This is a genomic window from Halomonas sp. I1 (genome assembly GCF_032334135.1).
In the GTDB taxonomy this organism is placed as follows: domain Bacteria; phylum Pseudomonadota; class Gammaproteobacteria; order Pseudomonadales; family Halomonadaceae; genus Halomonas.
In genome coordinates, this window is record NZ_JAVXUS010000003.1 from 194,741 (window position 1) to 220,693 (window position 25,953).

General features: G+C 62.4%; 27 protein-coding genes. 10 read left to right on the forward strand and 17 right to left on the reverse strand.

From position 1 onward, the window contains the following. Nucleotides 1–16 precede the first annotated feature (16 nt). The 7 genes from RSO41_RS06460 to RSO41_RS06490 all read right to left on the reverse strand — a co-directional run bounded on the left by RSO41_RS06460 (nt 17) and on the right by RSO41_RS06490 (nt 6,595). Nucleotides 17–622, reverse strand: coding sequence for a Yip1 family protein (locus RSO41_RS06460; RefSeq protein WP_315618258.1), 606 nt, complete (start codon nt 620–622; stop codon nt 17–19). A gap of 117 nt (nt 623–739) precedes the next feature. Next, entirely contained in the window at nt 740–1,627 is an 888-nt protein-coding gene (gene cyoE / locus RSO41_RS06465; protein WP_315618259.1) for a heme o synthase, read from the reverse strand. Nucleotides 1,628–1,641: 14 nt separating this feature from the next. After that, a complete protein-coding gene (cyoD, locus tag RSO41_RS06470) occupies nt 1,642–1,971 on the reverse strand; it encodes a cytochrome o ubiquinol oxidase subunit IV (protein ID WP_315618260.1) in 330 nt (109 codons plus the stop codon). Nucleotide 1,972: 1 nt separating this feature from the next. Continuing rightward, nucleotides 1,973–2,599, reverse strand: coding sequence for a cytochrome o ubiquinol oxidase subunit III (gene cyoC / locus RSO41_RS06475; RefSeq protein WP_315618261.1), 627 nt, complete (start codon nt 2,597–2,599; stop codon nt 1,973–1,975). A gap of 2 nt (nt 2,600–2,601) precedes the next feature. After that, nucleotides 2,602–4,584, reverse strand: a complete 1,983-nt coding sequence (cyoB, locus tag RSO41_RS06480; protein ID WP_315618262.1) for a cytochrome o ubiquinol oxidase subunit I — start codon at nt 4,582–4,584, stop codon at nt 2,602–2,604. Nucleotides 4,585–4,587: 3 nt separating this feature from the next. After that, nucleotides 4,588–5,589 (reverse strand): ubiquinol oxidase subunit II, encoded by a 1,002-nt coding sequence (cyoA, locus tag RSO41_RS06485; RefSeq protein ID WP_315618263.1) that lies wholly within the window; start codon nt 5,587–5,589, stop codon nt 4,588–4,590. Between the two features lie 283 nt (nt 5,590–5,872). Then, nucleotides 5,873–6,595 carry a DeoR/GlpR family DNA-binding transcription regulator gene (locus RSO41_RS06490; protein WP_315618264.1) on the reverse strand — a complete coding sequence of 241 codons (723 nt, stop codon included), beginning with the start codon at nt 6,593–6,595 and terminating at the stop codon, nt 5,873–5,875. Between the two features lie 264 nt (nt 6,596–6,859). On the opposite strand from RSO41_RS06490, the gene RSO41_RS06495 reads away from it, so the two are divergent. The 9 genes from RSO41_RS06495 (at nt 6,860) to RSO41_RS06535 (ending at nt 14,815) form a co-directional block, all read left to right on the forward strand. Then, on the forward strand, nt 6,860–7,693 hold the full coding sequence (locus tag RSO41_RS06495; RefSeq protein WP_315618265.1) for an outer membrane protein OmpK: 834 nt from the start codon (nt 6,860–6,862) through the stop codon (nt 7,691–7,693). A 48-nt stretch (nt 7,694–7,741) separates the two neighbouring features. Continuing rightward, nucleotides 7,742–9,010: a NupC/NupG family nucleoside CNT transporter gene (locus tag RSO41_RS06500; RefSeq protein ID WP_315618266.1), complete on the forward strand. Its 1,269-nt coding sequence runs from the start codon at nt 7,742–7,744 to the stop codon at nt 9,008–9,010. Between the two features lie 108 nt (nt 9,011–9,118). Then, nucleotides 9,119–9,892: a deoxyribose-phosphate aldolase gene (gene deoC / locus RSO41_RS06505; RefSeq protein ID WP_315618267.1), complete on the forward strand. Its 774-nt coding sequence runs from the start codon at nt 9,119–9,121 to the stop codon at nt 9,890–9,892. After that, entirely contained in the window at nt 9,892–11,217 is a 1,326-nt protein-coding gene (gene deoA, locus RSO41_RS06510; protein WP_315618268.1) for a thymidine phosphorylase, read from the forward strand. Before deoC ends, deoA begins: the two co-directional genes overlap by 1 nt. Further along, entirely contained in the window at nt 11,214–12,443 is a 1,230-nt protein-coding gene (locus tag RSO41_RS06515; RefSeq protein ID WP_315618269.1) for a phosphopentomutase, read from the forward strand. The genes deoA and RSO41_RS06515 overlap by 4 nt, the downstream gene beginning before the upstream one ends. Continuing rightward, nucleotides 12,443–13,171, forward strand: a complete 729-nt coding sequence (gene deoD / locus RSO41_RS06520) for a purine-nucleoside phosphorylase (RefSeq protein ID WP_315618270.1) — start codon at nt 12,443–12,445, stop codon at nt 13,169–13,171. The genes RSO41_RS06515 and deoD overlap by 1 nt, the downstream gene beginning before the upstream one ends. Then, on the forward strand, nt 13,168–13,578 hold the full coding sequence (cdd, locus tag RSO41_RS06525; RefSeq protein ID WP_315618271.1) for a cytidine deaminase: 411 nt from the start codon (nt 13,168–13,170) through the stop codon (nt 13,576–13,578). Before deoD ends, cdd begins: the two co-directional genes overlap by 4 nt. Nucleotides 13,579–13,636: 58 nt before the next feature. Then, complete coding sequence (locus RSO41_RS06530) at nt 13,637–14,029, forward strand: gamma-glutamylcyclotransferase (RefSeq protein WP_315618272.1); 393 nt, start codon at nt 13,637–13,639, stop codon at nt 14,027–14,029. A gap of 45 nt (nt 14,030–14,074) precedes the next feature. Continuing rightward, a complete protein-coding gene (locus tag RSO41_RS06535) occupies nt 14,075–14,815 on the forward strand; it encodes a dienelactone hydrolase family protein (protein WP_315618273.1) in 741 nt (246 codons plus the stop codon). Here the strand turns inward: RSO41_RS06535 and RSO41_RS06540 are convergent. The 4 genes from RSO41_RS06540 to RSO41_RS06555 form a co-directional block, all read right to left on the reverse strand. Continuing rightward, nucleotides 14,812–15,099 carry a RidA family protein gene (locus RSO41_RS06540; RefSeq protein WP_315618274.1) on the reverse strand — a complete coding sequence of 96 codons (288 nt, stop codon included), beginning with the start codon at nt 15,097–15,099 and terminating at the stop codon, nt 14,812–14,814. The genes RSO41_RS06535 and RSO41_RS06540 overlap by 4 nt on opposite strands. Before the next feature lie 244 nt (nt 15,100–15,343). Then, nucleotides 15,344–15,697 carry a hypothetical protein gene (locus tag RSO41_RS06545; protein WP_315618275.1) on the reverse strand — a complete coding sequence of 118 codons (354 nt, stop codon included), beginning with the start codon at nt 15,695–15,697 and terminating at the stop codon, nt 15,344–15,346. A 131-nt stretch (nt 15,698–15,828) separates the two neighbouring features. After that, complete coding sequence (locus RSO41_RS06550; protein WP_315618276.1) at nt 15,829–17,007, reverse strand: hypothetical protein; 1,179 nt, start codon at nt 17,005–17,007, stop codon at nt 15,829–15,831. A gap of 535 nt (nt 17,008–17,542) precedes the next feature. Then, nucleotides 17,543–18,724, reverse strand: coding sequence for an epoxide hydrolase family protein (locus RSO41_RS06555; RefSeq protein WP_315618277.1), 1,182 nt, complete (start codon nt 18,722–18,724; stop codon nt 17,543–17,545). A 222-nt stretch (nt 18,725–18,946) separates the two neighbouring features. Between RSO41_RS06555 and RSO41_RS06560 the strand changes: the two genes are divergently transcribed. Beyond that, nucleotides 18,947–19,534 (forward strand): CGNR zinc finger domain-containing protein, encoded by a 588-nt coding sequence (locus RSO41_RS06560; protein WP_315618278.1) that lies wholly within the window; start codon nt 18,947–18,949, stop codon nt 19,532–19,534. Nucleotides 19,535–19,659: 125 nt separating this feature from the next. On the opposite strand, the gene RSO41_RS06565 is transcribed toward RSO41_RS06560, so the two are convergent. The 6 genes from RSO41_RS06565 to RSO41_RS06590 form a co-directional block, all read right to left on the reverse strand. Continuing rightward, nucleotides 19,660–19,824, reverse strand: coding sequence for a hypothetical protein (locus tag RSO41_RS06565; RefSeq protein WP_315618279.1), 165 nt, complete (start codon nt 19,822–19,824; stop codon nt 19,660–19,662). Between the two features lie 217 nt (nt 19,825–20,041). Then, nucleotides 20,042–20,407: a glutaredoxin family protein gene (locus RSO41_RS06570; protein WP_315618280.1), complete on the reverse strand. Its 366-nt coding sequence runs from the start codon at nt 20,405–20,407 to the stop codon at nt 20,042–20,044. 33 nt (nt 20,408–20,440) lie between these two features. Beyond that, on the reverse strand, nt 20,441–21,412 hold the full coding sequence (locus tag RSO41_RS06575) for a LacI family DNA-binding transcriptional regulator (protein WP_315618281.1): 972 nt from the start codon (nt 21,410–21,412) through the stop codon (nt 20,441–20,443). 107 nt (nt 21,413–21,519) lie between these two features. Next, the gene (locus RSO41_RS06580) at nt 21,520–22,575 is read right to left on the reverse strand and encodes a Gfo/Idh/MocA family oxidoreductase (RefSeq protein WP_315618282.1); all 1,056 of its coding nucleotides are present in this window, start codon (nt 22,573–22,575) and stop codon (nt 21,520–21,522) included. Beyond that, entirely contained in the window at nt 22,575–23,354 is a 780-nt protein-coding gene (locus RSO41_RS06585) for a ThuA domain-containing protein (RefSeq protein ID WP_315618283.1), read from the reverse strand. The genes RSO41_RS06580 and RSO41_RS06585 overlap by 1 nt, the downstream gene beginning before the upstream one ends. A gap of 311 nt (nt 23,355–23,665) precedes the next feature. Continuing rightward, nucleotides 23,666–25,930: a mechanosensitive ion channel family protein gene (locus RSO41_RS06590; protein WP_315618284.1), complete on the reverse strand. Its 2,265-nt coding sequence runs from the start codon at nt 25,928–25,930 to the stop codon at nt 23,666–23,668. Nucleotides 25,931–25,953: the final 23 nt, after the last annotated feature.

Genomic DNA, 25,953 nt, shown 5'->3' on the forward strand with positions numbered 1-25,953 from the left:
CGCGAAACCGGGTCGATCAACCCAGCAGTGACAGAATGATGCGCTCGCCATAGCCCCACAACAGCACCGTCAACCCGAGCAGAGCCTCAAGGATCAGGACACCGAAGGCCAGGGTCGTGCTGGAGACGATGAACCCCTCCTCCTTGCTGATGTTGAGGAAGCCGGGAATGCCGAGATAGAGCAGATAGGCGGTATAACAAAGGCCGATGACACCGGCCAGCAGGCATAGCCAGATCAGCGGATAGACCGCCACGATGCCGCTCAGGAACATCGGCGTGGCGACATAACCGGCGAAGACGATGCACTGGCTCTGGCTCGGGGGGTTCGTATAACGCTTGGCCATGTAGCGAATGACCTTGCCGACCGCATAGACCGCCGCCAGGATCACCAGATAGAAGACGACCCCGGCGCCCAGGGCATCCAGATAACTCAGCTGTATGGTGGTACCGCCTCCCAGACTCCAGCCGACCTGTGTGGTACCGATATAGGAACAGACGACCGGGATAGCCGCCAGCAACAGGACATGATGTTCATAGAGATGGGTGAGCGTCTCGCGCTCTTCCTTGATCTGTTTCCACTCGCGGTTCGGGTGGGCGATCAGACCCCATACGTGTGTCAACATAGCGCTACCTCCTGCCGGAGACGGACCGGGACTGGCCCGTCGGTCCTTTGCGTGGTTCTGTCGACTTGCAGTATAGGCAGGAATCCGGGGGATTTGCCCCCGGATGTATAGGTAGGATCAGTTAAGCGCGGTCCACAGGGGGGCCGCCGGCGGTAGACTGGCGTCCACCGACATCATCAGGCTCAAGGCCGTGATGGTAATGATCGAGAAGGCAAAGACGCGTTTCGCCCAGCGTTCCTCGTCATGCACGCGATAGCCCTGCATGGCGAGATACAGCCAGTAGATTCCCATCACCAGGGCGACGATGAAGTAGCCCGGGCCGGCGTATCCCGCCACGCTCAACGCCAGGGAGGCGAAGACGAAGGCCAGAATATAGCCGAGGATATAGTGCTTGGCGGTCCTGATACCCCTGACCACCGGCAATACCGGAATCCGGGCCGCCTGGTAATCCTTCAACCGGAAGATGGCGATGGCATAGGAATGCGGCATCTGCCACAGGCAGAAGATCACCAGCAGTGTCAGCGCACCGGTGTCGAAATGCCCGGTCACGGCGCAGTACCCCACCACCGGCGGCATGGCGCCGGAGAGACTGCCCACCAGAGTGCCGTACTCCGACTGACGCTTCATGTAGAGGCTGTAGACCCCCACATAGATCGCGAAACCGAATGCCGCGAGCCCCACCGTCACCCAGTTGGTGAACAGTGCCAGCAAGGCGAACCCCGCGATCCCGAGCAAGGTCGCGAATCGCAGGGTGGCGGCGGGCGTCACACGCCCCTGTACCAGGGGGCGTGTCCGGGTGCGCTCCATCATCGCATCGATATCGCGATCGATGACGTTGTTGAACGCGCACCCGGAGGCAATCACCAGTGCCAGGCCGACCACCGTGGCGATCAACAACCAGGGATCGACATCGCCCCGGGCGGCCAGGAAAAAGCCGCCCAGTACCGCGATCACGTTGCCGCCGATGATGCCCGGCTTGGTGATGGTGAGATAGTCCTTGCGCATCCTGGCCGCCGGAGTCAGCCGATCATCATGTTGAGATGCAGATGATGCATGATCCACAGCGAACCTCCGATGACCAGGACCAGGATCGACACGGTGAACACGAACGACATGAAGTTCCAGCCCTCATCCGCCTTGGTGTTCATGTGCATGAACAGGATCAACTGCACCAGCAGCTGTGCTACTGCCGTAGCCACGATGATGATGACCGTGGCACTGGTCCCGAGCGCACCGGTCATCACGATCCCGAAGGGAATGATGGTCAGCACGAGAGACAGAATCAGCCCCACGACATAGGACTTGACGCTACCGTGGCTGTGTTCTTCGTGAGAGGCGTGTCCGCTCATGTCAAAGGACTCCCATCAGGTAGACGAAGGAGAAGACGCAGATCCAGACGATGTCCAGGAAGTGCCAGAACAGGCTCAGGCACATGATCCGCGGCCGCGTCATATCGGTCAGGCCCTTCTGCTGTAGCTGGATCAGCATGACAATGATCCAGATCAGACCGAAGGTCACGTGCAGGCCGTGGGTGCCCACCAGCGTGAAGAACGCCGACAGGAAGGCGCTGCGGTCCGGGCCATGGCCGAGATGGATCAGGTGCTGGAACTCGTAGATCTCGATCCCGATGAAGCCCGCTCCCAACAGGAAGGTAATGGCAAGCCATTTCTTGACCTTGTCGACCTGGTCGGCATTCATCGCCAATACCGCCATGCCGTAGGTAAAACTACTCACCAGCAGCAGGAAGGTACTGATCAGGATCAGCGGAAGCTCGAAGATATCCGCGCCCGACGGGCCCCCGGCCGTGCCCCGGAGGAGCACGGCATAGGTGGCGAACAGTGACCCGAAGATCACCAGGTCGCTCATCAGGTAGACCCAGAAGCCGAAGACCTTGGTGCCCGCCGTATCATGATGATCGTCGTGGTGGTCATGCTCGTGGGCATGACCCTCGTGGTTGCTTAGAGTGTCGGTTGCCATGATTACGCCTGCATCTCCACACGTTGTTGGTGCTCACGCTCGATGCGCTCCACTTCGGCGGCAGGGACGTAATAATCGACGTCCTCCCTGAAGACCCGCGCCATGAAAGTCGCGAACGTTGCGATGCCACCGACGATGACCAGCCACCAGATGTGCCACACCAGGGCAAAGCCGGCGGCCGTCGCGAACAGCGCGATGATCGGTCCTTCCCAGGTGTTCTTGGGCATGTGGATGTCCTGGTACGGCGGCTTGGAGAGCGGCGCCTCGCCGCCATTGCGCTGTTTCTGGTCCCAGAAACCGTCGATGTCGTTCACTTCGGGCAGATGCGCGAAGTTATAGAACGGCGCCGGCGAAGAGGTAGACCACTCCAGCGTCCGACCGCCCCAGGGATCGCCGGTGACGTCCTGATTCTTCTTGCGATCACGGATGCTGACGATGAACTGGATCACCGTGCAGGCAATGCCGGCAGCGATGATCAGCGCACCGACCCAGGCCACGATCATCAGCGGCTGCCAGTCGCCGTTTTCATAGGACTGCATGCGACGCACGGCGCCGAAGAAGGACAGCACGTACAGCGGCATGAAGGCCATGTAGAAGCCGATGATCCAGCACCAGAAGGAACGCTTGCCCCACTTCTCGTCGAGGGTGAAGCCGAAGGCCTTCGGGAACCAGAAGGTCAGGCCCGCCAGCATGCCGAACACCACGCCGCCGATGATGACGTTGTGGAAGTGGGCGATGACGAACAGGCTGTTGTGCAGCACGAAGTTGGCTGCCGGCACCGCCAGCATCACGCCGGTCATGCCACCCAGGGTGAAGGTGATGATGAAGCCCAGGGTCCACAGCACCGGCGAGGTGAACTCGAGGCGACCGCGGAACATGGTGAACAGCCAGTTGAAGATCTTCACCCCGGTTGGGATGGCGATGATCATCGTCATGATGCCGAAGAAGGCATTGACGTTGGCACCCGCCCCCATGGTGAAGAAGTGGTGCAGCCAGACGATGAACGACAGGATGGTGATCGCCACCGTGGCCCAGACCATGGTGCCGTACCCGAACAGACGCTTGCGCGCAAAGGTCGAGATGACCTCGGAGAAGACACCGAACGCCGGCAGGATGAGGATGTAAACCTCAGGATGGCCCCAGGCCCAGATGAGGTTGACGTACATCATCATGTTGCCGCCGAAATCGTTCGTGAAGAAGTGCATCCCCAGGTAACGATCGAGTGTCAGCAGCGCGATGGTCGCGGTCAGAATCGGGAAGGAAGCGATGATCAGGACGTTCGCGCACAGCGAGGTCCAGGTGAAGATCGGCATGCGGAACAGGGTCATGCCCTTGGTGCGCATCTTCAGGATAGTGACGAAGAAGTTGATACCGGTCAGGGTCGTACCGATCCCCGATATCTGCAACGCCCATATCCAGTAATCCACCCCGACCCCGGGACTGTAATCAAGCCCCGATAATGGCGCATAGGCCAGCCAGCCGGTCTTGGCGAACTCGCCGGCGAAGAGCGACACGTTGACCAGGACCACGCCCGCCACGAACAGCCAGAAGCTCAGGTTGTTCAGGAACGGGAAGGCCACGTCACGCGCACCGATCTGCAGCGGCACCACCAGGTTCATCAGGCCGATGACCATGGGCATGGCCACGAAGAAGATCATGATCACGCCGTGGGCGGTGAAGATCTGATCATAGTGCGAGGGCGGCAGGAAGCCCTCGGCGCCGGCCGACGCCATGGCCAGCTGGGAGCGCATCATGATGGCATCGGCAAAGCCGCGCAGCAGCATCACCAGTGCCACGAGGAAATACATGATGCCGAGCTTCTTGTGGTCGATGGAGGTAATCCATTCGCTCCACAGGTAGCCCCACTTCTTGAAGTAGGTGATGGCGGCCACCAGCGCGAGTCCACCAATGACGATAGCCGTGATGGTCGTCATGATGATGGGGTCGTGCGTCGGGATCGCCTCTAGACTGAGTTTTCCGAACATAATTTACTCCGCTGCCTCCGAGCTCATGGACTCGCCGTGAGAGCCGGTCGATTCGCCGTGACCGTCGTCGTCACCGTGGGCCGCACCGTGGCCGAAGCCAGCGGCGTAGCGGTCGGCGAATTCGGACATACGTTCCTCGTGGTTACCGCCAGCCAGGAAGCTCTTGATGATGCTCTCGTAGAGAGACGGGGATACCTCGGAGAAGTACTGGATCTCGTTGTCCTCGCTGGGCGCGGCCAGCGCATAGTATTCCTCGGGGAAGGTCAGGGACTTGGAGGATTCACGTACCTGCTCGACCCAGGCTTCGAACTCCTGCTGAGATCCCACATGGGCATCAAAGGTCATTTCCGAGAAGCCCGCACCGCTGTAGTTGGTGGAGCGACCGTGGTAGACCCCCGGCTCATCGGCGACCAGATGAACGTCGTTGTCCATGCCAGCCATGGCATAGATCTGACTGCCCAGACGCGGGATGAAGAAGGCATTCATCACCGAACCGGACGTGACCCGGAAACGTACCGGCGTATCCTCGGGGAAAGCCACCTCGTTGACCGTGGCGATGCCCTGCTCGGGATAGATGAACAACCACTTCCAATCCAGGGAAACCGCCTGGATTTCCATCGGCTCCTCCTGATCCTCGGTGGGCGCGATGGGCTTGTGCGGGTCAAGGCTGTGCGAGGTGTACCAGGTCAGGATCGCCAGGAAGACGATGATGACCATGGGAATGAACCAGACCACGGCCTCGATCTTGGTGGAGTGGGACCAGTCGGGCGTGTAGGTGGCATCCCGATTGCTGCGGCGATAACGCCAGGCGAACAGCAACGTCATCACGATGACCGGAACAACGACGATCTGCATCAGGGCCATGGATGTCAGGATGAGGGTACGTTGCTCCTCCCCTACCTGACCCTTGGGATCCAGCAGCGCCGAACTGCAGCCCGCCAACAGCAGTGGCAGCGATAGCAGCAGCAAGACGCCGAGCATGCGCAGGGTGGGGTTTCTTCTCATGTTTCAACCTCGTCAGGGCTTGGCGGCGAACGCATTCCCGCTTGACGTCAGCGGGTGGTGCACGCGCCGAAGCGCTCTCCGGCGCGGGTCGCTGGCAGGCTCTGGCGGGGAGCTCTACGCACGACCGTCGTGGAGAGTACTTCGGGCACAGTCACGGCACGCAGCCCGCGGCGACGACTCGCTGCGACATCGCCGGGCGGGAGGCTCCGGCCGTGAGGCCCGTATTCTGATGGCCCGAGGACAGAATGGGAAGAGGCGATTTGCCGCAGGTTGTCGCACGGGCTCACTCCTCCTCACTCGTCTCCTCGGTGATGATCTCGTCGACCTCGTCGAGTCCCGCAAAGCGGGCCGGCCTGACCAGCCCATGCTTGCTGGGGTCGACCACCAGCACGCGGTGCTCCGCCGAGGCGATGGCGGCCTGCTTGGGCGCCACCTCATGGAAGTGGAAGCAGCTCAGGCCTTTCTCGGAGTGTACTCCTGCCGCCGATAGAAAGGCCTTGTTGATGCCCAGGCGCGCAATGGTCGCCGGCATGTCATCACCATCGAAGGAACGCGAGGACGACTGGTAGAGCCCTCCCAGCAGCCATAGTCGAACACCGGGGCGGGCGCTCACGGCATCGGCCACGTTCAAGGCGTAGGTGACCACCGTCAGCGACAGGTCGGACGGCAGACCGGCCGCCAGCGGCAATAATGTCGTCCCGCAGTCGATGAACAGGGTGTCACCCTCTTCCAGGGTCGCCATGGCCCGTTCGCAGAGTCGGCGCTTTACCTGGGCATGGCGGTCACGCTGCACGGCCAGGTCATACGCCGGTGCGTGACGAGGGTCATCGGCCAGCATCAGCAACCCGCCGACCAGCACCAGGGCACCGTCGGATGCCGCCAGGTCACGACGGATGGTCATCTCCGAGACACCGCAGAGCATCGCCGCTTCGGCCAGGCGCAGGCTCCCGCCCTGTGCCAGCGACGCCTGAAGCCGTCTCAGCCGTGTCGTACTGCGTTCGTTCACTCAGCCACCTCTCGTTGTACCAAAGCCCCCGACATCACCGCTCTCGTGCCCATGCCACAACGCGTGTACACGCCGTTGATCCTCGGGGTTGCGGCTCCCTGTGTGATTAAAATAACATCACCATGTTACTCAAATAACAAACGCGACGCCCAGCGTTCACCTCCATCCGGCCAGCCCGGAACCATGCATTGACGTCAGTGATGGTCCGCCCGTCTTTACTTGTTCGACGCATCACACGACAACAACTCCAAAGGAAGCCGACATATGCCGACCTTCGCCTCATTCCCGCGTCTCGCCCCTCTGACCGGACTGCTGCTTGCCGCCACCGCGCTGCCTGCAAGCGCCAATGGTGATGATGCCGCATCAGGCCTCTCGCCGCTGTGGTCGTTCGCCAACGTCTCCGTCAACTATCTCGACTGGTCCGACGGCACAGAGCAACGCACCGCCAGCAATGCCGCCAAGGGCGACTTCTTCTACCTGGAACTCGAAGGCGGCGTCGGCTTCGACTGGGGAGAATTCTACGGCTTCTACGATTTCGAGAACCCCCACAACGACACCCTCGAAGAGGACACCCGAGACAACCGACGAGCTGCCGGCAAGGTCACTTCCCATATCTATCTCGGCGACACGCCCTTCTCGCTGTACTTCCACGTCTACGATTTCCGCGACCATGGGTTCGACAGCAAGGAACAGGACCGCATCGTGGGCTTCGGCTACCGCCACACCTTCGACAACGGTCTGTGGTTCAAGCCGTTCCTCGGCAAGGCCTGGGTCGAAAGCGACGCCAATGCGTACAGCGGCGAAAACGGCTATATGCTCGGGTGGGTGCTGGGTTACGATTTCCAGGCCTTCGGCGAGAACTTCAGCCTGAGCAACTGGCACGAGCAGACCTTCGACCGCGATGACGACTATCTGCAGCAGAATTACGTCAACGGTCCCGCCGGCAGCACCGGCACCAATGGCGCCGTGGCCTTGTGGTGGCACCCGATCGACGAGATCACCACCGGCGTTCAGTATCGCTACTCCAACAACAAGCTGGGCACCGCCGATCATTACCAGAACGCGATGATCTACACCCTGAAGTACAACTTCCTGTAAGTCGCCGTATATGAGCGCCCCCATGCCATCGACCACAAGGACATTGCCATGACCTTGATCATGAGTCTCGTCGGAATGGCGACCCTGATCGTCATCGCCCTGCTGTTCTCCACCAATCGCCGCGCGATCCGCCTGCGCACCGTGATCGGCGCCTTTGCCATTCAGGCCTGCCTGGGAGCCTTCGTGCTCTATGTGCCCTTCGGCCAGGCGGTACTTGCCACCGTCTCCGAAGCCGTCAGCCAGGTCGTCAACTATGCCAACGACGGCATCGATTTCCTGTTCGGCGGCCTGGCCAACGTCGAGGACACCGGTTTCGTCTTCGCCATCAAGGTACTGCCGGTGATCATCTTCTTCTCCTCGCTCACCGCGGTGCTCTACTACCTGGGCATCATGCAGTGGATCATTCGCCTGCTGGGCGGCGCCCTGCAGAAAGCGCTCGGCACCTCGCGCACCGAGTCGCTCTCGGCCACCGCCAACATCTTCGTCGGCCAGACCGAGGCGCCATTGGTGGTGCGCCCCTTCATCAACCGCATGACCCAGTCGCAACTGTTCGCGGTGATGTGCGGCGGCCTAGCATCCGTGGCCGGCTCGGTCCTGGCCGGCTACGCTGCCCTGGGTATCCCCATGGAGTACCTGGTAGCCGCTTCCTTCATGGCCGCACCCGGCGGGCTGCTCTTCGCCAAACTGATCATGCCCGAAACCGAGACGCCCGAAGACAGCGTCTCGGCGGCCGAAGAACGTCTCGAGGAAGAAGAGGACCATCCCTCCAATGTGCTCGACGCTGCCGCGTCCGGCGCCTCCTCCGGCCTGCGCCTGGCCGCCAACGTCGGCGCCATGCTGCTTGCCTTCATCGGCCTGATTGCACTGATCAACGGCATTCTCGGCGGCGTCGGCGGCTGGTTCGGCATGGAAACGCTCAGCCTGGAGCAAATCCTCGGCTGGCTGTTCGCGCCCCTGGCCTTCCTGCTCGGCATTCCCTGGTCCGAGGCCACGTTGGCTGGCTCCTTCATCGGCCAGAAGCTGGTCGTCAACGAGTTCGTGGCCTATATCAACCTCGCGCCCTATATCAGCGGCGAGGAAGTCGTCGCCGCCACCGGCGAGGCCATGACCACTCATACCAAGGCAGTCCTGTCGTTCGCCCTGTGCGGCTTCGCCAACCTCTCGTCCATCGCTATCCTGCTGGGTGGCCTGGGCAGTATCGCGCCCAGCCGTCGTCACGACATCGCCCGTTTCGGCATCCGGGCCGTCCTGGCTGGTACCCTCTCCAACCTGATGTCTGCCACACTCGCCGGCTTTTTCATCGCCCTGGGCGCTTGAGCCATAATCTTCAGAGGGCCACCGCGCCCCCTCAGGACGCACTGAACCGGGTGTCACGCAGCAACGGCACCCCTCAGTGTTTCCTTCATGCATCAACGAGAGCACGCCATGAACGACCTTACCCGGACCGCCCGTCAGGCACTGGCCCTGATGGACCTGACCAGCCTGAACGACGACGACACCGATGAGCGTATCGAAGCCCTCTGCCAGCGCGCCAAGACACCGGCCGGCCACCCCGCAGCAATCTGCATCTACCCGCGCTTCATCGTGCCGGCTCGGCGCGCTCTGACCGCCCACCGCCTGAACGACACCATCCGCATCGCCACGGTCACCAACTTCCCCCATGGCAACGCCGATATCATGCGTGCCGCCCGCGAGACCCGCGAGGCGGTTGCCTCGGGCGCCGATGAAGTCGATGTGGTCTTCCCCTATCGCGCGTTGCAGGAAGGCGACGAGGATACCGGACGCGAGCTGGTCGAGATGAGCAAGGCCGCCGCCGGCGGCAAGACCCTCAAGGTCATACTGGAGACCGGCGAACTGAAGGATCCGGCCTTGATCCGTCGCGCATCGGAGCTGGCCATCGATGGCGGCGCCGATTTTCTCAAGACCTCCACCGGCAAGGTCGCCGTCAATGCCACCCTGGAAGCCGCCGAGATCATGCTCGAGGTGATTCGCGACAACGGCGGCGAGATCGGCTTCAAGGCCGCCGGCGGCGTGCGTACCGCCGAAGATGCTCGGGCCTACCTCGAACTGGCCGAGCGCCTGATGGGGGCCAACTGGATCACACCGCAACACTTCCGCTTCGGCGCCTCCGGTCTGCTGGACAACCTTCTCGAGACCCTGGGCATGATGGGGGGCCCCGATATCGAGGAGGATTACTGATGCTGCCCCAGGAGGCCATCCGCGCCAAGCGCGATGGCGAGGCGCTGGATGCCGCGACCATCGCTGACCTCGTCGCCGGCATCGCCGATGACGGTCTCGGCGATGCTCAGATCGGAGCGCTGGCCATGGCCATCTTCTTAAACGGCATGGACGCCACCGAAACGGTGGCGTTGACCGAGGCAGTCCGCGACTCCGGCGATGTGCTCGACTGGACGGCACTCGACCTGCCCGGTCCGGTCATCGACAAGCACTCCACCGGCGGCGTGGGAGACGTGGTGTCATTGATCCTCGGCCCCTGGATCGCCGCCTGCGGCGGCCATGTGCCGATGATCTCCGGCCGGGGCCTCGGCCACACCGGCGGCACGCTGGACAAGCTGGAGTCGATCCCCGGCTATTCGGTCGACCCCGACACCGCCACCTTCCGCCGGCTGGTCAAGGATGTCGGCGTCGCCATCATCGGCCAGACCGCCGACCTCGCGCCGGCCGACAAGCGCCTCTACGGCGTGCGCGACGTTACTGCCACGGTGGAATCACTGCCGCTGATCGTCTCGTCCATTCTCGGCAAGAAGCTCGCCTGCGGACTCGATGCCCTGGTGATGGACGTCAAGGTCGGCAGCGGTGCCTTTATGCCCACCGCTGACGCTTCCAGAGAGCTCGCCACCACGATCGCCGAGGTGGCGAGCCGCGCCGGCACTCCGACCACTGCCCTGCTCACCGACATGAGCCAGCCTCTGGCCCCCTGCGCTGGCAATGCCCTGGAAGTGCGCGAGGCGCTGGCCGTGCTCACCGGCGAGCGTCGTGACGGGCGTCTGCTCGAGGTGACTCGCGGCCTGGCAGTGGAAATGCTGCTGGCCGGCGGCCTGGCCACCGACCGGGATGCGGCACTGGACAAACTCGACGAACGACTTGCCTCGGGCGAAGCCGCCGAGCGCTTCGGACGCATGGTCGCAGGCCTCGGCGGCCCCGCCGACCTGCTCGAAGCCCCGGATCGTCACCTGCCCGTTGCACCGGTGAGGCGTCCGGTTCTCGCGCCACACGCCGGTCACCTGCGTGGCATGGATACCCGGGCGCTGGGCATGACCGTGGTCGAGCTCGGCGGCGGTCGCCGCCAGGCAGGCGAGGCCATCGATCCGGCGGTGGGCCTGGCCGACATCGCCGAACTGGGCACCCGGCTCGATGCCGGTCAACCGCTCGCCACCCTGCACGCCCGCAACCCTGCCGAGGCCGACCAGGCCGAGCGCCAGTTGCTCGAGGCCATCGAGATCGGCGAGACCACCACACCCCCCACCCTGATTCGCGACATCATTCGCCGGGAGGCTCCATGACACGTGCCATCGTGCTCGTCCTCGACTCCTTCGGCATCGGCGCCGCGCCCGACGCCGAACGCTTCGGCGACGCCGGTGCCGACACCCTCGGCCATATCGCCGAGGCCTGCGCCGCGTCCACCGAGCGAGGTCCCCTGCAGCTCCCCAATCTGGGCCGGCTCGGTCTCTTCCATGCTCACCACGAGAGCACCGGGGCCTGGGCCGAAGGGGTCGTCCCGCCCGAGTCGACCCGTGGCGCCTACGGCCACGCCCGGGAAATCTCCTCCGGCAAGGACACGCCGTCCGGCCACTGGGAAATCGCCGGCGTGCCGGTACGCTTCGACTGGGGTTACTTCAGCGAGCCGGAAAACAGCTTCCCCGCCGACCTGCTGGACGCGCTGATCCGCGAGGCCGAACTGCCCGGTGTGCTGGGTGATTGCCACGCTTCCGGCACCGAGATCATCGCCCGGCTGGGCGAGGCGCATGTGCAAAGCGGCAAGCCGATCGTCTACACCTCGGCGGACTCGGTCTTCCAGATCGCCGCCCACGAGGACACCTTCGGCCTCGAACGGCTCTATCGCCTCTGCGAGATCGCCCGCCGGCTGCTCGAGCCCTACAACATCGGCCGGGTCATCGCCCGCCCCTTCAACGGCGACGATGCCGCGACCTTCCAGCGTACCGCCAACCGCCGCGACTACAGTGTCGAGCCCCCCTCGCCCACCGTGCTGCAACGCCTATGCGATGCGGGTGGTCAGGTGACCGCCATCGGCAAGATCGCCGACATCTACGCCCACTGCGGCATCTCGCGCACGCTCAAGGCCAGCGGCCACGACGCCCTGTTCGACGCCACCCTGGATGCCATGGCCACTGACGGCGAGCGCACCCTGATCATGACCAACTTCGTCGACTTCGACATGGTCTACGGCCACCGACGCGACGTGGCCGGCTACGCCGCCGCCCTCGAGGCCTTCGATGCTCGCCTGCCCGAGCTGCTCGAACGCCTCGACGACGACGACCTCTTGATCATTACCGCCGACCACGGCTGCGATCCAACCTGGCACGGCACCGACCATACCCGCGAGCATATCCCGGTTCTCGCCCTCGGCGCCGGGCTCGCTCCCGGCTCGCTCGGTGCACGCAACAGCTTCGCCGACATCGGCCAGAGCCTGGCCCGTCATTTCGACCTGCCACCCATGGACGACGGCGAAAGCTTTCTCCCGGCTGGTTCCCCAAAAGGAGACACATGATGGCGACCCCCCATATCAAGGCCGAACGCGGTGATTTCGCCGATACCGTGCTGATGCCCGGCGACCCGCTGCGCGCCAAGTACATCGCCGAGACCTTTCTCGACGATGCACAGCTCGTCAACGAAGTCCGCAACATGTACGGCTACACCGGCACCTACCAGGGTCGCGAGATTTCGGTGATGGGCCATGGCATGGGCATTCCTTCGGTATCGATCTACGCCAAGGAACTGATCACCGAGTTCGACGTCAAGCGCTTGATCCGGGTCGGCTCCTGCGGCGCGGTACGCGACGACGTGGCAGTACGCGACGTGGTGATCGGCATGGGCGCGAGCACCGATTCCGGCGTCAACCGCACCCGCTTTCTGGGCAACGATCTCGGCGCCATCGCCGACTTCGAGCTGACCCGCCATGCCGCGGATGTCGCCCGCGAACACGGTGTGCCGGTCAAGGTCGGTAACATCTTCTCCGCCGACCTCTTCTACGACCCCCGCCCCGAGATGGTCGAGATGATGCGCCGTTACGGCATCGTCGGCGTGGAGATGGAAGCCGCCGGCCTGTACGGCGTGGCCGCCGAGTTCGGCGCCCGGGCCGCCACCATCTGCACGGTCTCGGACCACATCGTCAAGGGCGACTCGCTATCCAGTGACGAGCGCGCCACCACCTTCGACGACATGATGCGCATCGCCCTGGACAGCGTGCTGCGCGACGACGCCGGAGGTGACGCATGAGCACTGACGTGGACACCGAACTCCTGGCCGAACTGGTCGCGGTACGCGATCGCGCCTATGCGCCCTACTCCCGGCATCCCGTCGGCGCCCTGGTAGTCAGCGAGAGCGGTACTCACTACGCCGGCGCCAACATCGAGGTCGCCCACTACAAGGGGCTCTGCGCCGAGGCCTCGGCCATCGCCGCCATGGCCAGCGCCGGGGAACGCCGCCTGCGCGAGGTCTACGTGATCGGGCCAGGCCAACACCTCTGCACGCCCTGTGGCGACTGCCGCCAGCGCATCCGCGAGTTCGCCACCGGCGAGACTCGCATTCATGTGGTCGATGCCGACGGCACCCTGCTCCGGCGCTACACCATGAACGAGTTGCTGCCGGATGCCTTCGGCCCCGATAATCTGGGCTTGCAGTGAATACCCCGGCCGGCTGCGTCCGGTCGGAACCTGTTTTCTCGAGTCACACGAAGCGCCCATGCATAGTCCCGCCCTCGCCATTACCCGAACGCCCCTGGTGGCCGTCTACGGCACCCTGAAGCGCGGCCTGCGCAATCACCACTGGCTGGAAGGCGCCACCTTCGTCGGTCACGACCGCCTCACCAGTGCGACGCTCTACGACCTGGGGCACTGCCCGGGCGCCAAGGCCGAACCCTCGTGCGGCGTGGAAGTCGAGATCTATCGCGTCGACGCCCGGACCTTTGCCGGCCTCGACCGCCTCGAGGACTATCGCGTGCGCGCTCCGGCATCGGGCATGTACGACCGCGCCATTCACGCCACCATCTTTGGCCCCGCCTGGCTCTACCTCTACAACCACGACGTCACTGGCCGGCCGGTGATTCGCGAAGGTGGCTGGCAACCCGCCGGTTGACCCCTCTTCGCCCCGACGATAGCCATCGACCATCCGGAGTCTCTCATGTCTCGCGCCATCGACATTCCCGCCGCCGACGGCACCATCGACGCTCACATCGTCACGCCCGAGAACGCCGACGGACCATTGCCGGCCGTGGTGCTGTTCACCGATATCGGCGGCCTGCGCCCCTGCTATCACGAGAAGGCCCAGCGGATCGCGGACAACGGCTACGCCGTCTTGATGCCCAATGTCTACTATCGCGATGCCGTCGGCGAGATCGTGCCGGAAGGCCAGTCCTTCCGCGACCCGGACGTGCGTCCGACGCTGGTCGAGTATGCCGGCCATCTCACCCCCGAGGCGCAATCCCGCGACTTCGCTGCCCTGATCGACTGCCTCGACCACGCAGCCGAGTTCACAAGCGGCAAGATCGGCGTGGTCGGTTACTGCATGACCTCGGCCTTCGCGCTGCGCATGGCGGCCGAACACCCTGAGCGCGTGGCCGCCGCGGCCGGCTTCCACTCCGCCAACCTGGCAAAGGCCGACGACGCCTCGAGTCCCGTGGGCGTGGTCGATGCCATCGAGGCCCGCGTCTATTTCGGCCACGCCGACAAGGATGAACTGCTGCCCGCCGAGCAGATCGCCCGCATGGACGAAGCGCTGGCCACCGCCGGCGTGCACTTCACCACCGAGCTCTACAAGGGCGCAGCCCACGGCTTCACCGCCAAGGACGCCCCCTCCTACGACGCCGCCGCCGACGCCCTGCACCACAAGCGACTCGCCATGCTCCTGGAAGAGACGCTTTAAGCCTTCACGCACTGCATTTCGTCAGCGGCCCCATGACGTTGGGGGCGCTGATGGTTCAGCTCCTTGGATTCGAGGAAACTGCTTGGCTCGGTAAGCCCGCCCACCAAGACAGCCGAATTTGCCGGTGCCTCATTGCCAAAGGTGCTTTTGAGTACATCTCGAAGTGCGGCAATATCTTCTTGCCTGGTCAGGTAAGTCACAAGCCGAACGACGTGTCGCAGCTCCGCGCCGAAGTCTGCAAGAACAGTACCAATACTCGTGAAAACCTGCTCGGCTTGTGCCACGAAATTATCTGCCGGCACCTACCCTGAGCAGAAGAGGAACTTCGTGGGGTCTTGAACCTCTACGCAATGGGTCTAGCTGCCAAATGGGCGATGCACGTTTTCCGGATTTTTAACCTCTCGCAAGAGGCTCTCCTTTTTCCCTTAAACGGCATAACGCTTTCAGCATGTGTGCCCATAGAATGGAGCCAAAGGCGCAATGTAATGAACATCGCCGAGGATAAACTTTTCTCACACATGCGAACCACTATACAATCAAAAAACCAACCTCCTTAATATCTTGACCTACTTCTTTTACATGATAAGTTGCCAGAAACTCACCGGGCACTTTACTGCTAGTTTGCTTCCAGTATACGAGCGCCACTCCATCTCGGCGCAAAACCCCAAGTATTTCTCTTCCAGGGTTCAAGGACGTTAATAAATGAGACTCCTCCCACTGCCTTTCGACACTCCTTCTATTTTCAAGGCTATTAGCTTCTTCGGCAGTTTGATATTTAGAAAATGACTCCCAATCCCTCTGATTTGACGCATGAATGACTTCGTCGATCATTGGCTCAACAATTTCAATTATTTCTTTATCTGATTTATCTGTGATAGCCATCTCAATCATCTCCATATGTAAATCAATAAAACCTTGGCGTGCAAATTATTCACGCCAATGGTAACCGGCGCCGGATCGCAGCGGAGGGAACCAAAACCCGCTAGGGGTTTGGCGTCCGGTTGACCGCTTGGTTAATTTTTCGAATCTTCTCGAATTTCAGTAATTGAGTCCACAATATTTTGTGTAACTTGAATAGTAGAGGAGATTTCACTTAACATTTTATCCAGTGATTTGAGCACTCCTTTTTTCGCGCGATTTGACTGATTAGTAATACGCGGAAGGGCTGACACACTCTCTCTAAACTTCTTCAGCCCGACTTTTGAGCCAATTGCTGCTTCTCTCATCCCATTAATATTTTTGTTAAGGCTCTCCAAATCTGAACTATCAACATTAAAATCTCTATAAACCATCAACGCTTTGCTTAGTGCGTCCAGGGCACCATCTTTTGAGCTAGCAAAAACAGGGATTTGAGAGTCAATAAGTTTAGAATACCTATCCATATCCTCGGAAGCTAACTTGATTATCTTTTTCGCATCAGAAATTTCGTAAGTTTCCCCACCGGAAGTTATTTCATCAATAGCTTTGGTGCGAGCCTCAAAAGCTTCAGAAACTTTTATTGTCGCATTAGTTATGTGACCCAGCGAAAGACACATTTCATTATTAAGGGAGTTGTACTTTTCTAAGTAGTCAAGAAATCCATAATCATCAGAACTATCTTTTTCTTCTATGGCTTCTTCTATATTTGGCTCTACTTTCTCTGCAGCATCAACCTTATCTTTCTTTGACCATTTCTGAGCAACGGCGCTTAAATGAGTTCTCAGAGTTGATTCGAAATCACTTATATCTTCGAAATCCCAGTACAACCCGCCAAGACTGCCTAGCGACGATTTAAAAAATTGTAGCCGCTCTAGTTGTTTCGGGTCGAGTCTCGAGGGAGGGATCGGGGCATCTTTGAAGTAAATCATAATATCCAATGAAGGATTGGCTTTACCTAATCTCTTATAGGCCAGCTCAAATTCCTCTAGGGAACCAGAGTCCGATCTTGGAGTTTTCGTCCCTATCCGACCCCAGAATATTCCAATAAATACGTCATACTCGCTATCAATTTGGTGATTGATAACATCTTGTGGGTCATCCCCAAAACCTGGGTAAACATCAGTCTCCCAGCGAACTAGCTCAAAACGCACGCCAAGTGTTCTTGACCAGCTCTTGTTTAATTCATGAACTATGGATTCAAGAGCCTCTCTTTCTTCAGACACGTCGCCGGGAGACGCGAGGAACACGTTTAATATAGTTTCGTTTCTCGGCATTTCGACCATTCCATAAATTTAACTGTTCAGCATTTCTTCGCTGTGCGCAGCATGGCGTATAAATGCCTGTTGGACTAAGCCGCCCATCAGGCTGCTACACAGCTTCTATAGGATATTGTATTGGCCAGTGTGCGGCCTGTGACGGCAGCTCGCGCGCATACGGATCTGTTGTGACGCATTCGGGCAGTGATATTGGCCATGATTCCAGTACCTTCCGGGCCCAGTTTGCCCCAACGTAGCGCGCTTGCCGGTCAAAATCCATCATCGGGACGAGCACCGCCGCGACCCGCAAGCGGGCCGGATCGCCATGCTGCTGTAAGACTCCGTTCATGACGTCCCGTCAACAGTCCCATGGCACGGAATCGTTGGCGGAACAGAACTCCGCCTTCGGGAGAAGTGAAAGTAGGCCATCACCGATGCCTTACGAGCGTCGTCTCTCGGCCATGAGCCTACATTGAGGTAATCTTGATGTAATGCCGAAGCTCAGTTCCCACCGGAGCGGGTCAAGCGGTCAACGGCCGCGTCCTGCCCCTGTTTACCGATTGGCGGCCAGCACTGCTGCGAGGCCTTCCTGCAGGTCCTTGACGAAATACTCGGGAATCTCCAATGACGGGAAATGCCCCCCTCTTTCGGGCGACCTCCACCTGACGATCTGTCGGTAGCGCTCTTGTGCCCAAGCGCGCGGGCACTTCTCGATGTCGCAGGGATAGATACTGATTGCCGACGGGACATCGACTCGCAACTCGGGGTCGAACGCGTTAACGCCGCCGTGGCTTTCGTAGTAGATGCGGGCCGACGATGCACCGGTCCGCGTCAGCCAATAGAGAGTGACGTCGTCAAGAATCCGGTCTCGGGAAATCGTCTCGAACGGACTGTCTTCAGTATCTGTCCACTCAGCGAACTTGTCGAGAATCCAGGCAAGCAGGCCGACAGGTGAGTCGACGAGCGAGTAGCCGATGGTCTGCGGTCGGGTGGCTTGCTGCTTCGCGTACGCCCCGCGGTGATGCCAGAAATGGTGGGTTTCCTCGGCCCATGCGCGCTCGGCCGCCGTCAGCCCGTCTGTTGTCAACCCAGAGGGCGGTTGCGCCAGCGTTGTGTGGATGCCGAGCACGTGCTCCGGGAACCTGCCACCAAGAACCGTGGTAATCACTCCTCCCCAGTCGCCGCCGTGGGCGACGAACTTGCTATAGCCGAGCCTTTCCATCAGTTCCACCCATGCAGCCGCAATCTTTCCGGTTCCCCACCCGGTAGTGGCCGGTTTGTCGCTGTAGCCAAAGCCCGGTAGCGATGGAACCACGACGTGGAACGCTGGCGTGTCCGCATCCTTCGGATCTGCGAGCTCGTCTATGACATCGGTGAACTCAGCAATGCTGCTTGGCCAGCCGTGGGTCAGGATCAAAGGAGTGGCATCCGCGCGTGCGGATCGGCGGTGCAGGAAGTGGATTCCGAGACCATCAATGGCCGTGTGGAACTGGCCGATACGGTCAAGACGCGCCTCGAACGACCGCCAATCATACTCGGTGCGCCAGTAGTTCACGACATCGATGAGATCGGCGAGAGGAACGCCCTGTGCCCATCGGCGAGAGCCGGGCGCAGCGTGATGGACCGTCTCGGCCTCCGGTAGCCTTGCCGCGGTCAATCGCGCGCGCAGATCGTCGAGATCGGCATCAGTGGCGTGGGATTCGAATGCTTGCACGTCGCTGGTTGATCGATTCATGAGATGCCTCCGTCGGTGTGGGCTGCCGCGGTGACGCACCAAGGTGTGAGCATGAGGCCTCCTTCCTGGCCACCGCGAAACCGGTTCGGGTCTTCATGGAACCGTCTAAGGCGGTTCTATCACGTCTTGATGTCCGCGTGCAATCTGCTAATGTCGCGGCGGTGCAGAATTCGATCACGTTGATCGGTCTTTACGCTGCCGTTGACATGCCAAGGTGATTCCATGCGAGATCAGTTCCCTGACTTCCGTCTCGGTAATGTGCTGGCGACCAGCTTCACGGCGACTCTGACGGAGCGTCATGGCAACCCTGTGGAGCGCATTCCCACGCCGCAGCGACTCGTCGACTGGCTGGCAGTGAACGGCCTGGCCGTGGATTCATGCACCACAGCCCAACTCGAACTCGCCCGGAAATTGAGGGAATCCATTCACGCCGCCGCAACAGCGGCCGCGATCCAGGACGCTCTCCCCGCGTCTGCTATCCAGGTCATCAATGACTGCAGCATTCAGGGTCGAGCCGCGGCTATCCTGACACCCGAGGGCAATCGTCAATGGCGACTTGGGGCGGATTCCTGCGTAGAAGATGCTCTGAGCGTCATCGCCGCCGATGCGATCAGCATCATCGCAGGCGAACGAGACGGAAAACTGGCCTTGTGCGCATCGCCGACCTGCCAGGCCGCCTTCTTCGACACGAGCCAAAGCCGCACCCGAAAATGGTGTGACATGAACACGTGCGGGAATCGTCAGAAAAAGGCGCGCTTCAAGGCCAACCACCGCAAGAACGGGACTGCCGCACGGACCGGTGAGATCTGATCCGGCTTGCCTGGGAGGCCGGGCCTGGAAGGAGGGAATCAGCCGGACAGTCGGTCGTGCCTACCTCCCGCTCGGCAGCGGCTATGCCATTGGTACCTACGTGAGCGCATGTGGAAAGCAGACGGTCAGCCGCGGCGTTGACGCTGGCGGCGCCGGGATCGAAGATACGGCACGGCCTTGCGAAATCCACGCCACGCACCGCCGAACAGCTTGGCAAAGAGACCGGCGCGCAACCGGGCATTGTGCTGCTCGATTTCACGGATTCTCGGATCCGGATTATGGAAGGCCATGACGGGCACCCTGCTGCAGTAGCAAGCACACAGGATGCATAGCATGGGGTCACACCACCTGTCGAGACACCCCGACCACAGGATGCAAAGGCGACCTCATCGAGCTGAACCGAGGCGCGTCAGCGGTTCCCCGGAAAATCAGGCTCGATGCGGGCTTCACTGACCTGGGCCAGGAGCGGAGACATCGGTGGCGGAAAGCTCCGAGGTGCAAGCCGACCTACTCGCCGAAACGTCGACGCAGATAATCGACAATGTCACTGGATTCGTATAACCAGCTCACTTCATTGCCCTGCTCGATGCGCAGGCAAGGCACCTGCGCCTTGCCGCCGCCTTCCAGCAGCGCCCGACGATGCTCGGGATCGAGCCGGATATCGCGAATCTCGATCGTCAGGGCGAGACGGGTGATCTCGCGGCGCACCCGCACACAGTAGGGACAACTCCAGAACTGATAGAGCGCCTGGCTCTCGCAGGCCTGGTCGACCCGGGCCTGCTCGGACTCGTTGCGCGAGGCCTCGCGGCGGGTACCGAGCTTCTCGGCTACCCAGACCACCGGCGCCAGCAATGTCTGGATCAACGATCGCATGATGTTTTCCTCCTGCCATCAAGAGATGGGTGTTCAGCCCGTTTCGCGAACCACCAGTTCCACCGGCATCGACACATGGCGTGGCGGCTTGCCCGCCAGCGCCTCGCCCAACAGTTCGACACTCATGGCGGCGATACCGGCGATATCCTGGCGCACCGTGGTCAGACCCTCGGCCAGGGTCGGCAGGTCGTCGAAGCCGGTGACCGCGACCTCGCCGGGCACCTTGAAGCCGTGATCCTCCAGGGCCGTCAGGCAGCCTCGGGCCAGCTCATCGGTCTCGCAGACCAGGCCGTCGTAGGCCCGGGGCTCGTGTTCGAGGCGCCGGCTTAGCCAGCGATAGCCGGTCAGCGCCGGGTCCAGGTTGGGCGGGATGTCGATCAGCGCGGCCTCGAGGCCGGCCTCGTCGAGGGCCTGGCGATAGCCGCCCAGGCGATGCTGGCTGTGGGGACTCTGCAGGTCGTCGCCGACGAAGGCGATGTGCCGCCGCCCGCCCTCGATCAGGTGGCGGGTGGCCAGATAGATGCCGTGGCGATCCTCCGGTGCCACCGAGAAGCCCTCTCCAGCCGGGCCGATGCGCACGAAGGGCAGGTCCCGCGACGTCATCAGTTCGGGGCGCGGGTCGTCGGCGAACTCGCCGAGCAGGATGGCGGCGCCGGCCTGGTCGGGCAGGGTCACCGTGCGGTCGTGGGCGAAGAAGATCGGCACCATGCCCTGGTGGTGCAGCGCCACAGTCAGGTGTTGGTAGAGCAGGATGTAGTAGGGCCGCAGTTCAAAGTCGCGGCGCCCCAGCGAGATGCCCACCACCGCGGCCTTGCCGCTGATCAACTGACGGGCGGCGGCGCTCGGGCGGTACTCGACGTCGCGGCTGATGGCGAGGATGCGCTCGCGCAACGCCTCGCTGATGCCCGGCTTGTCGTTGAGCGCGCGGCTGACCGAGGCGATGGAGACCCCCGCCCGCCGCGCGATTTCCCGGATGTTGGCCGTCTTCGACGGTTCTCTGCTCATCGCCTGCCTCGTCACCGGGCGACCGGCCTCGCGCCAGCCGCCATCTGCTGCCGGATACCGTCTGCTATCGACACTGAATTGTGCCCGATTGGCCGAAAGGGTGCGACTCAGGTGGCCGGTCTCTCCAGATGCAGGCGACCGCCCCGGGCGTCGGCGTCGAAGCAGGCATCCAGCACCCGTTGCAGGGCCGCGCCGCGGGCGAAGTCGGGCTGGTCGTTGACGCCGCTTTCGACGCCATCGACGAAGCGCCGGTAGATGCTCGGCGTGGGCGGTGCCGTGAGTTCGGTCCAACGCGCGGGGTGCACGTCCTCGCCGAGACACACCTGCACCTTGTCCCGGGCCGTGTCGAGATCGACGCGCAGCGCGCCGCGGTCGCCGTGCACGGAGAGCGTCAGCGAGTTGTGGTGGCCCGTGGCCCAGCGAGTGGCCTGGACGCTCCCCAGGGCGCCGCCGGCGAACTCGACTTGCATCAGAGCACTGTCGTTGGCGTCGAGGGTGTACTCGCCGATGCGGTTGTCCGGGGCCTTGTCGAAGCACTTGAGCCGGCAGGTCACCGCGGTGATGTCGCCCACCGGGAAGCTCGCGAAATCGAGGATATGCACCCCCACGTCGCCCAGCACGCCCTTGCTGCCGTGGGCCTCGGAGAGCCGCCACAGCCACTGGCTGTCCTGGTCCCAGCGCCCCCAGGCGTCGCTCACCAGCCAGCTCTGGCGGTAGCTGGCGTCGACGTGTATCACCCGGCCCAGCCGGCCCTCGGCCACCAGCTCGCGGGCCAGCTGGATCGCCGGGGCGTCGCGATAGCTGAGGTTGACCATGTTGATCACCCCGGCCTCGCGGGCCGCCGCGGCCATTTCCTCGGCATCGGCGGCGTTGGTGGCCAGCGGCTTCTCGCAGAGGATGTGCTTGCCAGCGGCGATGGCGGCCAGCGACGTCGCCTTGTGCACGCCGTCCGGGGTGGCGTTGCTCACCGCCTGGATGTCGTCGCGGGCCAGCATGGTCGCCAGGTCGGCATAAGCCTCGGGGATGCCGTGGGCCTCGGCGAAGGCGCAGGCCTTGTCACCGTCCAGGTCGCAGACCGCCACTACCTCGACATCCGCGATCTCCTGAAACCGCTGAGCGTGCTGGCCGGCCATCCCGCCGGCACCGATGATCGCCAGTCGCATCACTTGAAGCCCTCCTCGCCGGGCTTGTGCAGCCCCTCGCCCTTGACCTCGACCGGGTTCGGCGCCTGCTCGGGCGGTACGTTGGGGCAGCGGTCGATCCACCGCGACCCTTCCGGACACGCCCACTTGACGCCATTCTTGAGCACCCGGCGCACCTGGTCGTCGTAGTAGATCGGATAGGTCTCGTGGCCGGGGCCGAAGTAGAAGATCTTGCCGTTACCGCGCTTGTAGGTGAGGCCGGAGCGGAACACCTCACCGCCCTCGAAGGCGCTGATGAAGATCACCTCGTCGGGGTTGGGCACCGCGAAGGGCTCGCCGTACATCTCGCTGTGCGGCAGCTCGAGGTAGTCGCCCAGGCCCTGGACGATGGGATGGCCGGGATTGACCACCCACAGCCGCTCGCGCTCGCCCGCCTCGCGCCACTTCAGCGAGCAGGTCGTACCCATCAGACGCTTGAAGATCTTGGCGTAATGGGCGGAGTGCAGCACCAACAGGCCCATGCCCTGCAGCACCCGGGCCTGGACACGGTCGACGATCTCGTCGCGCACGTCACCATGGGCCGCATGGCCCCACCACAGCAGCACGTCGGTATCGTCGAGCAGCGCCTCGGGTAGTCCCTGCTCGGGGTCCTGCAGCGTGACGGCGCGCGCCTCGATCTGCGGGTCCTCGTTGAGCCCCGCGGCAATGCAGGCGTGCATGCCCTCGGGATAGATGCGCGCTACCACCTCGTTGGTCTGCTCGTGGACGTTCTCTCCCCAGACCGTGACCTTGATCGTCATGGATTGGCTCCTCTTGGCAATGCCCTAAACATTGCCCTGGCGGGCGATGAAAACGCCGCCTATATCGGCGACATGGCGTCAAAGTAAACGTTTACCTCCAAAACGTAAACGTTTACTTATTGCAACCATCGTCGAATTTCACGTCCCGCAGCCGCAGGGCCTGGCGTGGTCGGACGGGGGAACGCCTTGCCGGGACGGCGAGGAAACGGAACGCAAGGAGCAAAGCGGCGGAAAAGCGCCCGGGCCACCGGGCTCGGGCGCGCGTTGGGGAAACAGGAGAGCGGGAGGTGGCCCCCGGGCGGCGCCAAGGGTCAAGTACCGGGGTCGGGGGAGCCGCCGCTGGCACTGGTCTGGTGATGGGGATCGGCGACACCCGCTTCGCCGGCATCGCGACCCGCTGCGTCCCGTTCGTCGCCCCGCTCGCTGCTGCCATCGAGCCGACCACCGCCGCGCCCTTCCATGCTGACGCTGAGGCGCGGCACGCCGAGGTCGACCTGCTGCTCTTCCATGCGCTGCTTGAGCAGCAGGTTGAAGGCCCGGGCTACGTCCCACTGCATCTCGGGCGCCGTACGAAAGCGCATGCGCAGGATCGGACAGCCATCCTCGAAGGCATGAATTCCCTGCATTTCCAGCGGCGACCAGATGTGGTGGCGCATCATCGGATCCTGCCGCAGTGCCCTGGCAGTTTCGTGCATCAGGGTGATGGCATCGTCGATTTTCATGTCGTAGGGAATCCTGATCTTCATCAGGGCGATGCCGAACTGACGCGACATGTTATGGATCGAGTCGATACGACTGAAGGTGATGATGTGCACGATGCCATCCAGGTCACGCAGCCTCACGGTGCGCAGGGTCAGGCCCTCGACGGTGCCCATGTGGCCGTTGATCTTGACGAAGTCATCCACCGCCAGGGAGTCCTCGATGAGGATGAAGATGCCGGTGATCAAGTCCTGCACCAAGGTCTGGGCACCGAAGCCGATGGCCAGGCCGATCACACCGGCACCCGCCAGCAGCGGCGTGACATTGACGCCCAGATTGGCCAGCCCGACGATCGCCGCAATGATCACGATAGTGGCGAAGATGACATTGCGGATCATCGGCGTGATGGTCTGGGCGCGCGCCTGATTGACCCGACGCCCACGGGAACGGGCCGACGACACCAGGGCACGCTGAATGGCCGTATCGGCGAAGATCCACACCAGCCAGGCCAGCAGGATGGTGAAGCCAATGCCCAGCAGTGCCTGGCCGATGCGCACGCTGGCCACCCCCTGACTGCCGATGCCGATCAAGGAGGCACCCCACACCTGCAGCGAGAGCTCGGCGAAGGCAAACCAGGCCAGGACATGAGCCAGCGCATACCCGAAGCGCTCCAATCGACGCCGATACTCGCTCTGGCGGCGACGCGTCGAGCGCTTTTCGGCATGTCGCCGCAGCAACCCCGCCACGACCAGCGTCAGTACCAGCAAGGCGGCGGAAATGATCGAACGTGCCAGCGCCGTGCCGACATCACCACCGGTAACGAAGATCGCCATCAGGGAGCCGCCCACCAGCAGCAGCGCCGGGACATGCCAGAGGCCTCCGACCACGCGGACCACTTCCGACGTCCCCCCCTTCTCGCGCCGCTGGGAATAGGGGCGATTGCGGATCAGGTGCTTGATGGGACGCTTGAAGCGCAGGATGAAGCGACCGCTCAATACGGCCGCCAAGGTATTGGCCAACACCGAGCAAAGGCTGGCCAGGTCGAAACCGATGAGCTCGGTGAGCCGCGATGAGTTGAGGGCATCGCCCAGGGCAATCAAGGCGCCGATCATGAACAACGGCCGCAGGCTCTGATGCTGAAGAATGCGCACGGCAACGAACCGATGTCCACGAGTGAACACCGAGATGACCGTCTCCACCACGACCGACAGGGTCCGCCCGCACAAGGCGACATAGGCAATCACCAGAGCCCCCGTACGTCCGGCACTGCTCGGCACCAGTTGCGCAATGCCCATCGTCAGGGCGAAGGCCAGCGCCCAGGGCAACATGCGCCGCAGGAAATGGATCACCATCAAGTGCGCCCTGGGCTCGCGCGGCAGGTCCAGCGGCCAGTCACGGCGCCTGGCCAGCATTCGGCCGAGGGCGATGAAGATCACCAGCAGGCCGGTCCATATCGCCACCAGCACGGTCAACTCGATGATGAAGCGCACCAGTTCGGCATTGCCGGTCTGGACCACCAGCTCGGTCAGGTCCCGCCAGCCTTCGCTCAATTGAAGGCGCCAGCCATCCACGGGAGACTGGCCCGCTTCGGCCTGTTCTCCCAACTGGTTGAAGGTATCGGCGAGCGCACCCAGCAAGCCCTGCTGAGAGGTGATGCCATTCTGGTCGGCGACCGGTTGATTGGCCTGACGCAGTGCCTCCAGGCTTTTCAGCAACTCCTGCCGCTTGGCATCATCTTCCAGGGTGGAAATGACCTGATCCAGCGACGCCTGCAGCTCCTGAGGGTCGGTGCCTTCCGATTGCTTGGCACTCGCCAGGCTCGACAGCGGCGAAGGCTGTGCCGCCGCCAGCAATGGCAGCGCCAACAAGAGCAGCATCAAGAGGCCTCGCAGGGCCATCG